This is a genomic window from Candidatus Vicinibacter proximus, from assembly GCA_016713905.1.
Classification (GTDB): domain Bacteria; phylum Bacteroidota; class Bacteroidia; order Chitinophagales; family Saprospiraceae; genus Vicinibacter; species Vicinibacter proximus.
This window is the reverse complement of the sequence record JADJOE010000001.1, coordinates 403,535-416,163: the sequence shown is the minus strand read 5'-3', so window position 1 is coordinate 416,163 and position 12,629 is coordinate 403,535. Positions and strand designations below refer to the sequence as shown.

Genomic DNA, 12,629 nt, shown 5'->3' with positions numbered 1-12,629 from the left:
TTATTTTAATACAATAGGTATCTTACCAAAATCTCAGATATAAGATTATTACAACAAAATAATTTTTGACATCTGTTAAAAACTACTTTGGCAAATTCTTAATTAAATCAAGTTTGGAATTGCTCCGTCATTTGGACCTAACTCAGAATTTGGTAAAATACTCTGAGATTGAGCTATGGATGCGTAAAATTAGTACATGTTAATTAAGTTCATCCTCTTGATGAAATCTTTATGAATATTTTTATTTAAATCATACTTAAAGTAATAGCATAAAACAATTAATGTCTTACTGAAAAGTTATATTAATAAAAAAGGGTTGCATAAATGCAACCCTTTTTAGGTAGATATTTTCAAAAACTTTTACTCAATGGATACCATCTTCTTCGTTGCCGTATGATCTGCAGCGTCTAACTGATAATACAACACACCAGTTGCATTCAAGTCTCCTTTGCTAATCTGGTGATGATTCAATCCCTTCTGACCTTTAAGTTCATATACCCGAAGTACTTTTCCTGTTACATCATATACTGTTAACTTCACAGCTCCGGATTCAGGTAAACGATAACTTACTACCGTCTCCTTGCTGAATGGGTTTGGTTCATTCTGATACAATTCAAATACTCCACTCTCTACTATTCCTCTGTCTGTTCTCACTCCCATCACTGGCTCTAGTAGATTGTCTTTCTCATCGTATGCCTGAGCTGAGGTGATGTTACTGTTTATTGCCATCATCTTACTCAACACGCCATTTCTGGTTGCCGTGAAGTTTATCACAAATAATTCATCTTCCTTTCCATAACTTAATCCCTTATCAGCATTCCAGCTCGTTGTCAACATTCCTTCCGATACTCGCTTTGTTCCAAAGTTAGCCTCTGTTGTCTTCAACACTCCTGATTCTGTTCCCTCATACATCAGACTACTCTGATCAAACTTCAAGGTGAACTGGTAACCCGAAATATTTCTAAAATCTGATGATTTGAAACTGACTCGGTAACTTTCTCCTGCAACTACTTCCTGGTCCTTGATTTCAAAACTCAATTTGCCATTCGTTCTGCTTTGAATACCCTGCGCACCGTTCGCTCTGGAATCTCCTGTTACATCTCCCATTTTTACAGACACAAAATCCATCACTCTATTATGATCCAACATCAGGTCAGCACTTCTTGGTGCATCCCATGGTGATTTTGGATCCGCAAAAACATAATCCGCAGGAACAAAGGTCCAGCTCTTTACATTTCTGAACTCATTGTTGATACCCAAGATCAACTTTCTCAATTCAGCCATATCCGATGCAGTGATTGTTTTGCTGGCATTCACATCTGCCGCAATCAATTTGTACGGATCTGTAATCTCTGATTGACCAAGAATGTGTTTCTGGATCTTTACGATATCCTGTGTAGTTACTCCATTTGCATGCTCATCGTTACGCTCTGGTTTAACACTGTACGTGGTATTCATTGCCAAATCTCCGAAGCTATATGGACTTCCCATCATTTGTCTCATCATGGATCCATTGTGGAATAAACTAACTTCAACAGGTCTTGTTTCTACCCCTGTCTCCGTCTTAATGTTTCCGCTAATTTTACCCTTTGCCGAGCCCACATTAGGGCATATGTTTTGATTATCCTGAATGACAATAATTGTTTTACAATAATCCTTGTTGCCTTCTTCATCTTCAACCCACAGTTCTACTTCTAAAATTATTTCATCGTTTAATTTCTTGTCCACAAAATCCTGACAACAAACTGTAAGCGATGGTTTGGTTGGATCTTCATCGAAGTAGAATTTCAGATTTTCCTGACTGGTACAGTTGTCATAACTTCCCTTATCCAGATCTTTGGCCCAGATATCCACACATCCACTGCTTGGCATAGGCACGGTAATCACTCCTGTCAAACAATATGGTGTCGGTGCTTTACAATCCTTGATCTCAAACAAGCTCTCACATACTCCCACATTCCCACAGCCATCCTCCACAAACCATTTGATCTTGTGGATTCCTATCGGGTACGTGCCACTTGCATTGAATGGATTATGACTGTCATCTGCAAATGGATTGTGACTGAATTCTACCGTATCCCCAGCTGCATATTGCTTGCTTGTTAAGGTTCCTACACGGAAGTCATATCCTCCATGTACGCCCTTGCCATCATTGAACGCATCGATCTTATATTCCCAGAACAACCAGTCGGCTGGCGTACAATTATCTGTAGCACTTGCCGTCAAACTGATATGACCTACACACACGCCTAACTTGCTGTCGATCTTCGCCGGTTCACATGGTCCTACATTGCAACTTACCACCGGACGATTTTGATCCCTTACTTTGATTACCTGTAATGCCTCCCATCTTCCATGATCAGGATCGATAAATGGATCGTACTGACACCAGTCGATCACCACCCATCTCCTCAACACCTTGAAGCATGCATCCGGCTCTATGTTAAACTGCTCGTCAAAATATTCTATCGACAATAACGCACAGTTGTCATCTGCATTATTGATCACCTGTGGGCGTCCCAATTGTGGATTGTCCGGGGAAATATCTGCTCCACAACCATCCAAGGTTACCGGCGTCTGTGTACACACTCCGTTTGGCCACAATAAGTCCGTATATCTCGGATCGTTACATGCTACATCATCTATATAGAATGGATCGCAATCTACTACCCAGATTGTCTGTATTGCTGTTACATTGATGTTGTTAGGTCCTGTGGTCGAAATGATCCTTTGTATCACACCCTGACCACACTCTCTTAGGTCATTTACCGTAATTGTAGGCGTTGACCCGCATGGACTCAATACATATCCGTCAAATCCCCAGGTCAACTCATACTTCCTGTCCCAATGTGCAGTGTCAAAATACTGATAGTAGTATTCACATGCCTGGTTCGGTGCAGGTTTCGGTTGTGCATTCGTCTGTACATATCCAGGGTAACCTGTATAATCATTGCGCTCACAGAATTTGTAGCATACCAAATCCTTGGTTACCACTTTCCTCCTGTCGGTTAAGCTCGTTACCACCTTTCCAAAAGTCGCATCATTCGGATTCGTCAACTTCGTTACATCAAACCAGAACCAGCAACTTACCACTATATTCGGTGGTGCTATAACTGTAGGTACTGCTTTGTTTTGTACTTCCACTTCTACCATACAGTCGCTGAATCTTCCATTCAACACACTGCTCGTACTTGTCATCCTGATCGGCGTCACAGGTCCCGGTCCCGGATCTACATCAAACACTCGTAACACTACCATCACTTTCGTCCCTACATCCGCACAGCAGAAATCTGTATAATCATCAAAATAAATCTGGTTGCCTGCCAATATACTGTTGTCATCTCCGTTGCGTCCCTGACAGGCCACCACATTGTTTGAGTTACTTCCATTATTCGTGCCCAGCAATTCTGCCATCCTGATCACCTTGAAGTATACATGCGGCTGACAATTGTCAAAACTTCCTTCATCCAGATCTTCTGCATGCAATCTCGCATAATTCGTCAATGGACTCTGATTTCCATTAAGGCTCACCACCGTAGCTGTACGACATACTGCCTGTGGCGGTACTCGGTCTATTACATTCAACACTATTCGCTTCTTCGTGATGTTGCCACAACAATCCGTTGCAACTATATACCCATTGTATATTCCTTCCGGCATATCCAACACCACAAAGCCTGCTGTCTCATCTCCTAATACCGTTCCATTGTCCACTTCCACTGTGTAGTGTACTTCATTTGAACAATTGTCCAATATCCATGGCGCAGGTACTTCCCAGCGTCCTGTACATGTCCAGCTCTCCATATTCACCCGTGCACTGTCCGGATACAATACCTGTGGTCCTTCATCGTCTATTACCTTGATGATTTGGTTATGACCACCCACCTGGCTGGTACACCAATCCATCACTGTCCACTGTCTCAATACTTTGAAACAGCCTACAGGACCTGCATCACATCCAGGTGTCGCCAGGTCAAATACGATATCCTTATACGTCACTGTAAGATTAGAACACTCCGCTCCTCCAGGTCTTCCTGTTCCTACCCACATAATGTGGCGGTCAGGGCCCCAGCACAATGGATTGTTTGGTGACCATTGTCTGTGCTGTGGATAATACACTGGATCAGGACTTGGATGTCCATAATGTGGATCATTCACATCATCGATACAATTCCAACCCAACACTCTCGGTAACCTTCTGTTTGGATACTGATCCGGTGCGTTTGGATTTGCCAACCAAAACGCGGAATCCAGAATATAACCATCCACACACTCTGGGAAATCCAACATATGCGGCGTTACATTCTTGTTCCTGTCTATCTTCTCATCACATTCTAATGCCGCCTGATCCAAATTGTCATAATTCGCAGGTACTGTTACCTCAAACAAATCGCCAATTTTTACCCTAATACTTTGAATACATTCTGATCTGTTTCCAGAACCATCAGTAGCGATCCAAGTACGTTGAATAATTTTGGAATACCCAACTTCACAATTACCATTTATAGTTAAATCTCTATAAGTCAAACTATATCCTCCACAATTTTCTTCAACTGATGGCAAACCTAATGGACCGCCAGGATCAGTATTTGTGCCACAAGAAACATCGTTGGTAAGCGGACAAGATATTTTTGGTGCTAATTTATCCTCAACTCTTCCATGTCCCCAACAGCTGTTGCCGGTTACTGGATCTATTATCGTTATCTTTAATTCTCTTCCTATGTCGTTGCCATTGATTTGTACCCCTCTCCTGTTTGGATCACGGTCGATCAATGGTCCTCCCCTTCCAGTCTCTAACTTCTACTATGTAATCATCATAGCAAGAGTATGGACCTCCTTCCAGTACCATATCAGGGTAGATCGTAGCTCTGCAGCTATCGTCCAGACTGATTTGGATGTCATCATTACATGCCAGTGCTCTGGTTGGATTTGCGTACTTATTCACACACACCTCAAACTCACAGGTGCCTACATTACCAGATGCATCTGTTGCCCGGTAACATAGTTTCGTACATCCTATTGGGAAGAAACATCCAGGACCATATGGCGCTCCACATGTCTGTACCAATGGTACTCGATTCGAATTCGCCAGATTGTAACCGATCACGCCCATCCAGTTTGCTCCTCCAAATCCAAATGAACTGTTGATAAATGGTGCTGCAAACTGACCTCCAGTATACGTTGCTCCATCTATCGGTGTTCGAATATTGGCATCTCCCATCGGTCTTCCTGCACATCCACTGAACAGGGATGCATTCGTGCCTCCTGTTCCAGGTGCATGGATATAGATTCCTCTGGTCTCTCCAGGTGCCATCGTCAAGCAGCCCAATACCGTCGTCTCTGTCTGTATCGGTGCACAACGCTTAAGGGTATCCGTTCTGGAGCCCGTCAACAATCCAAAACTGTCGATCCTGGTGGTAAACTGCGCGCCAAACTGTGGTGTACGTGTCGCACACAGCGTCCACGCATTCGGCGTAGCTACTACCGGCGCGTGTCCGCCAGGATTGGTTGTATAATAGATGTTGTGTGGAACATTCGCAAACGCTCGCTCTCCCAACAACTGTAAATTCAATAAACTTCCTGAAGTATTAATCAGGTCAAACATTACTCCCCAGCTCGCAGCTCCTCCTGTAATTGACCAGTAAGATGCCGGTGGCAAACATACTGTGGTCGTATTTCGGTTGCCAAAGTATGCGCCTGCAGGACAATTGTCCATCGCCATAAATGGTGGTGCATCCCAGCTGGCTTCACACTCCCCAGGTCCTAGGTTAATAGTAATAGGTGACTTCGTGGGACAGCCCATAATCATCGGTGGCAGGTTATCTACAACCGTAACTACAGCAAGGCAGGTGCCTACATTCCCGCATTCGTCTGTAGTGGATAATGTCACATTATTTGGTCCAATGTTGGCACAAGTAAATGAAGTCCGACTTGCAGTTACCACCAATAATGCATTAGGAGTACAATTATCGGAGACACTTTGGGTAATCTGTGACGGGGTAATTATAGCATTGCCCGCCTCATCAAGATTTACTGTAATGTTTCTACAAACAACTAAAGGAACAGTATTATCAAAAACCGTTATAACCTGGCTGCAAGTGCCGGAATTCCCGCAAGCATCCGTTGAACGGTAGGTTCTTGTGATCGTGAATCTATTGACACATGTTCTATTGGTAATCACATCACCTACATGCGTAACTACAAGTCCAACATTACCACAATGATCTGCAGTAATTACACTATTTATGTTAACTGGTGGAACCGCAGATGCACATTGTACATTAACCGGAGCAGGACAAACCACCGAAGGGGCAGTTATATCATTTACTATAATAAGTTGAATGCATTCTGCAAAATTACCACATGGGTCGGTAACCCTATATATCCTGTGTACATTATATCTGTTTGGACAGGTTTGGTCAGTAATAGAATCTTTTCTGTGCGTTACGACTAAAGTACCTTGACAAGTTCCATTGGCTACCCTTGGTGCCCCGATATTTACAGGTGGAATATCCACAGCACAACCTACTGTTGCATTTGTCGGGCATGTAATCGAAGGTCCAGTACCATTAGCTGCACCAAAAGTGATACAAACTCGTCCATTTCCTAAATTCACACCTGGTGTAGTGCTACCTCCTGTAACTCCTCCAATATAGGACGAACCTCCGCCGCCATGTCCATCAACACTGCCAGCTCCTCCACCATAGTACCCGCCACCACCAGCACCGGAATGTAATGAACTTCCTCCAACTAAACTGGAGTTTCCTCCTTGACCGAGTGTCCCATTTTGTCCTCCTCCACTTGGCCAACCACAAGCTGGTCCATTTCCCCCTATTCCTCCTCCAACTTGAGTTCCACCGGTTGCATCACCTGCTGAACAATCCCCTCCAAGTCCATTTGCACCCGCAAGTCCTCCACCAGCACCTCCACCTTGATTACCACAGGAAAATTCAGCTCCACCTCCTCCTCCTGCAACAATAACTCTGTTTGCAAGTCCGGAACCGCCTTTTCTGACATCAGAAGCTCCGCCGCCACCACTACATGTGCTCGGATCATTACATCCTGATCCACCTCCGTTAAAGGCATTTCCCGGACCGTTAAATCCTTTTTGACCAACAAAAATATTTAAAGTTTCGCCAGGGGTAACTGCCAGGGTACCTGTTGCAAGTCCTCCTCTGCCTCCTCTATCCGGCGATCCTCCACAAACACTTATACTTGAGGGTGCGGTTGCACCTTCAGCACCATTGGCTTCAATAGTAACAGAAGTAACTCCTGCTGGCACTACCCAAGTCTGCATTCCACCGGTGTAATCAAAACACACCGTCTGTGGTGCTTGCGCCATACAAGCAGGCGGTATATCAAAAGCCTGTGTTCCATCAGATCTACTGGCTGAACTTCCCTGAAGTGCACTGTATCCTAATCCTCTTTTTGCAAAAGCTTTCCAAATCAAGCATGCATTTTGTGCATTATACAGTACGGTATCCGCTTTGAGAATGGCATTTCTGGCATCGACAAATCCAGGTGAGCAGGGCTGTATTTTTAAGGCTTCCGTAACCAATTTAAGTGCACGATTATTTCCTCCGTTACCAGTATAAAAATTTGGATCAAATCCATATTGTGCAATTAGATCCCAGGTAACTTCCCAAAGCATTGCACACCAAACAGAACCCACACCATGAGGTACAGCAGCGGTCTTAATATTGTCATATGTGTGTGGATTAATCCCTAAATTTGTGCTGTATGGGTATTGTCTGATGCCGGGACCTGTCGGTGGTTGACCAAATAACCATGTCCCAATACCCCTTGAATTAGGGCCTGCGTCTCCGGCTTTCATGGTCAGCATAAGACCATACCAATCGCTCCATCCTTCTCCAGGTTGTTCTTGATTGTTTAAACAACTAGAATTAAAGGGCCCCCCTGTTAATCTAATGGATATACCATGGCCGTATTCATGAATAATTACTGCATTGTCAAGATCACCATCTCGATTTCCACAAACATACATTTGCATTCTCGGTCTGTTCCCTTCAATTGGTGTAGCAAAATTCGCATTACAAGTACCCGAGCCATCCTGAGCCTCTGCCATAACATCGTCATTTCCAGTGCCTCCTCTTCCATAGTTATTTACCTGGAAATTCCCTGCAGCTTCCGTAAAACCATATTGGTAAATCACATCATGAATGATATTGGTCCAATAAAACAAATTGGTTATCGCAGCTGGCTCAGATTCATCAACTCCCATGGTATAAACTGTGTTTATCGGAAAATCGAACGTCAAACCTGCTCCACCGTCAGGACTATAACCTGAATTATTTCCATCTTCATAAGTATGCGTGTTATTCCCTCTGGTAATTGTGTATTCAGCACCTGAAGCACCATTAGTATCATGCCAACCAAATGGAGATGCCAAAGGATTATCGGGATTCAGTACCAATGTTCTGCCACCATGACCAGGAGATTCAATAGGCATGGCATAAACTCTGTAACCCCCAACCATAGCTGGGGTTGGAAAAGCGGGAACTGAATATTTATTGATCTTCTCTTCATGCAAATGTCCAGTGCAATTATCTGCACTATGTGATTCTCCAAATCCGCAATTTAGAACAAGATTGTTTTTAAATAAGATTTTACCTGTTGTGGCATCTGCTAAAATATGCCAGTAGTTCAGTTGATTGGGTTCATAAATGTACATTTCCCAGGCTAAGACCAATCGATCTTTTTGTGTTGAATTGGAAACTGTACTCCTGGTTCTAAACGGAAAATATTTTAACTTAACCGGAATATCCTCAATGGAAATCTGACCTTTAGATATTATGGACTTTTGTTCTTTACCACCTTGGTACTGCATGACAAACAGATTACCAAGTTGTTGATATCCTAATTCCGCAGATACTTTTTCAATAGCCTGAATGGCCGAAAGATCGGGTGTCCCATCCCCCTCAACAGATTCCTTCAGGTCAGGGATAAACAAATTATTTGCTGTAAATAAATTTCCGTTATTTTTAAAGTGGGCAGAACTCTCAGTGGTGAAAATACCAATACCCGTATAGCGCTGTGTAAAATAAATATGCTGAATTCCTGACACAGAACTTACATGGTGCGAAGTAATTTCAAAGTCACTAATATCCCCGCTTTTAAGCCCATAATAAGCTGAGGTACTTTTTAAGTAGCTAGTCACCTTTTCTTGAGGTGATTGGGCATTTAAATAAACAAAGTTGGAAAAAAGAAGGGAGAAAACCAGAAAGACACAAATATGTCTTACTGACCTTAAATCGTAGATACAATTGCTGTTCATGAGAGCAGGTTGGCTTTGGTTAAAAATCGTCTTTTCATCTAACCCATTGTGAATCAACACATAAGCTTGGTAAACTTATTTTAATATGTTGATTATTAAAGGATTAGAGACCAAAAATAGTAATTTTTACTAATCGCCGGAATTTTTTTTGTTGCTTGTACAAATTCTAAATCTTGTTTGGGTTGAGTGTTGATAAATCTTGATCATTTTGCGGCAATTCTGATTGCTACAGTTTATTGTTTCTAAATCCCAAATGATTCCACAATTCTTGGCAAGTGAATATTATAAATTTACCATTAAACTATAAAGTTTTGCTATGGTCTTTAATTTGAAATCTTTCTGAAAGCACCTCTTTCTGATAAACCCAATATGCATAAACCCCTAAAATAACAACAGATGAAATCAATCTGGCTGCATTATTTACTATCATAGAATTAAAAATCAAATTTGTCAGATAAACTACAATTATACTAAAAATCAGATAAGCAAACATCCTCATCATGTGGTAAGGAATTGGCATATTTCTTTGCCCTTGAATATAAGACATGATAGAAATAAAAATATAAACCGTTAAAGTAATCCACGCAGATGTGTCTAATCCGAATCTTGGAATCAGGATGATAAAAAGCAAAACATTTAAGATCAAGCCTAAACTACTGATAAATGCTGCAGTAGCAGTCCTGTCAGCAAGTTTATACCATACCGACATGTTGGTATACATTCCCGCAAAAATATTACCCATTAGCAAAATTGGTACTAAGTAAATTGCTTTCCTATATGTGGGCCCTAATAAATTAGCAAAAAGTCCAAGATTAATACATGTGAAAATATAAATCGCACTGGCACAAATAATAAAAAATAATGAAATTGTAGCATATGCTTCTCCGGAATTCTTTTTTCCAGCATACCGAAAAAAGAAAGGTTCTACTCCATAATTGAATGCCGTAACGAATAGATTCATTATGACTGCCAATCTAGTTGCCGCTACTAAAGAATCACTCATCCTTAAATTTTCCAAAGATTCGCCTGGAAGAATATATTTTAAAAAACTGGTATATCCGTTTTGAATAATTGTATAACTCAAAGTAACCAATATCAAAGGCCAGGAATAACGCAATACAGGCTTTAGCAATGACCAATTTACCAAACGTAGTCCATCTTTAATTTCCTTATGCAAGAGTAATAGACTTAAAATACTAGCCAAAAAGTTTGAAATAAGTACCATGTACAATTTCTGAGAACTTGTAGAAATTAGATTGATAAATGTAGGTACTATAAGAGGAAGACATTCAAAAATAAAAAGCACCAAAAATATGTTCAACAACAAACCAGACAACTTAATCCACGCATATCTCTTTGGTCGTTTTTCGTACCTCAATTTTGCAAATGGTAAGGAACTGAAAACATCACAAATTAATATGCCAATGGCTATATAAAGATGACCACGAAACTCTCCTTCATAGTTTAAAAAACTAAGAACTTCTCTTTCTCCTATTATTAATACTCCTGTAAAAAAAACGGAAATCGAAAAAACAGCTTGTGTTGCCAGTGGATAGATCCATTCTGAATATTTATCTTCTGAAACAAACCTAAAATACGTTGTTTCCATTCGAAGTGTTAATACTCCAAGTAACAACCCTATGTAAAAATATAAATCCTGATAAATTGCAAAATAACCATCTTCTCCTGTAAAGACTCTATAGGTCAAATAAGATGTTACCAGTAAGAAATTTATTACCCTACCTAATGAGTAACTTAAACCATAAATCAAGGTTTCTTTAGCTAAAGATGCAATTACGGACACTAACTTTTATATCTATTACGTGTAAAGATTAAAAAAAAAATCTGTTTTAGAAGCAGCAACTACCATCCACATTAAAACAAGTGTGTTTTCAACTTATAAGACACATTAAAACTTATCAACAGTTTCAACTTTTTTAATCTATACAATGGTTATTATTATGCTCGAGGCAATCATTTAATGTACCTTTGGTAAATTACCAATTTTAGTTCATGGAAGGAATTGAAATTTTAAAAAAACTATGCAAATTACCTGGTGTCCCGGGTTTTGAACAGGCAGTCCGAAATTATTTGCTACAGGAGTTAAAACCATATGCTGATGAATTATCTATTGATCCTATGGGAAATCTTTTAGCTTGTTATAAAGGAACTTCAAATAAAACACTCATGTTTTCAGCCCATATGGATGAAATAGGTTTTATTGTTCAACATATTGATGATGAGGGATTTATAAAATTTTTGCCTCTGGGGGGATTTGATGCCAAAACACTCACTTCGCAAAGAGTGACCATACATGGTAAAACCGATGTGGTGGGAGTAATGGGTTCCAAACCTATACATCTGATGAGTCCTGAAGAACGCAACCAACCAGCCAAAATAAAAGATTATTTTATAGATACAGGACTTAAAAAATCTGAGGTTTTGGAACTCATAGAGATTGGTGACCCAATCACTAGAGAACGGGAATTGATAAAAATGGGTCCTTGCATAAATGCCAAATCTTTAGATAACAGAATTTCTGTTTTTGTTCTCCTTGAAGCATTTAAAAAAATGAAACTGGAAAAGTTTGATTGTACCATTTATGCGGTTTTTACTGTTCAGGAGGAACTTGGTTTAAGAGGTGCACGCACAGTTGCTCATAAAATATCGCCTGATTTTGCCATCAATATTGATACTACAATTGCTTTTGATGTCCCGGGGGCTCAATCTCATGAATTCGTAAGCAGACTTGGGGAAGGAGTTGCAATTAAAATCATGGATCAAAGTGTTATGTGTGATTATAGAATGGTAAAGTTTATTAAAAAAATTGCCATAGATCAACAAATTAAGTGGCAAAATGAATTGTTACCCGCAGGAGGTACCGATACTTCAGCAATTCAAATGGCAGGAGACGGATGCATCTGCGGTGCAATTTCAATCCCAACTCGTCATATCCACCAGGTTATCGAAATGGTACACGAATCAGATGTTAACGCCACAAGGCAGCTAATTTCTGCTTTGGCAAAAAATATTATTAATTTTGAATGGAGTCATACCTAAATTATGTGGGAAGAACTAAATAACAAGTTATGTATTCATCTTGAGTTTAAGGATTTCGCTGAGGCGATGGGTTTTGTCAATGAAGTCAGCCTAAAGGCTGAAATGATAAATCATCACCCAACCTGGACGAACACCTGGAATAAAGTGGATATCGTATTGTGTACACATGATGCCGGCGACAAAATCACTGAAAAAGACAAAAAACTTGCCAAAATGATTGATGATATTTTAATTAAATATCATCTTGACAAACAAAAATAAAGTAAATATCTGT

Annotated in this window: 5 protein-coding genes; 2 read left to right on the top strand and 3 right to left on the bottom strand. The window is 40.4% G+C overall.

The genetic code is table 11. The features are described 5' to 3' along the window. Positions 1-360: 360 nt before the first annotated feature. The 3 genes from IPJ83_01675 to IPJ83_01665 all read right to left on the bottom strand — a co-directional run bounded on the left by IPJ83_01675 (position 361) and on the right by IPJ83_01665 (position 11,099). On the bottom strand, positions 361-4,773 hold the full coding sequence (locus IPJ83_01675) for a T9SS type A sorting domain-containing protein (protein ID MBK7879257.1): 4,413 nt from the start codon (positions 4,771-4,773) through the stop codon (positions 361-363). Next, on the bottom strand, positions 4,760-9,295 hold the full coding sequence (locus IPJ83_01670; GenBank protein ID MBK7879256.1) for a M36 family metallopeptidase: 4,536 nt from the start codon (positions 9,293-9,295) through the stop codon (positions 4,760-4,762). Before IPJ83_01670 ends, IPJ83_01675 begins: the two co-directional genes overlap by 14 nt. Before the next feature lie 301 nt (positions 9,296-9,596). Next, on the bottom strand, positions 9,597-11,099 hold the full coding sequence (locus tag IPJ83_01665) for a polysaccharide biosynthesis C-terminal domain-containing protein (GenBank protein ID MBK7879255.1): 1,503 nt from the start codon (positions 11,097-11,099) through the stop codon (positions 9,597-9,599). A gap of 209 nt (positions 11,100-11,308) precedes the next feature. Between IPJ83_01665 and IPJ83_01660 the strand changes: the two genes are divergently transcribed. Both IPJ83_01660 and IPJ83_01655 read left to right on the top strand, forming a co-directional pair. Continuing rightward, positions 11,309-12,355 (top strand): M42 family metallopeptidase, encoded by a 1,047-nt coding sequence (locus IPJ83_01660; GenBank protein MBK7879254.1) that lies wholly within the window; start codon positions 11,309-11,311, stop codon positions 12,353-12,355. 3 nt (positions 12,356-12,358) lie between these two features. Next, positions 12,359-12,616: a 4a-hydroxytetrahydrobiopterin dehydratase gene (locus tag IPJ83_01655; protein ID MBK7879253.1), complete on the top strand. Its 258-nt coding sequence runs from the start codon at positions 12,359-12,361 to the stop codon at positions 12,614-12,616. Positions 12,617-12,629: the final 13 nt, after the last annotated feature.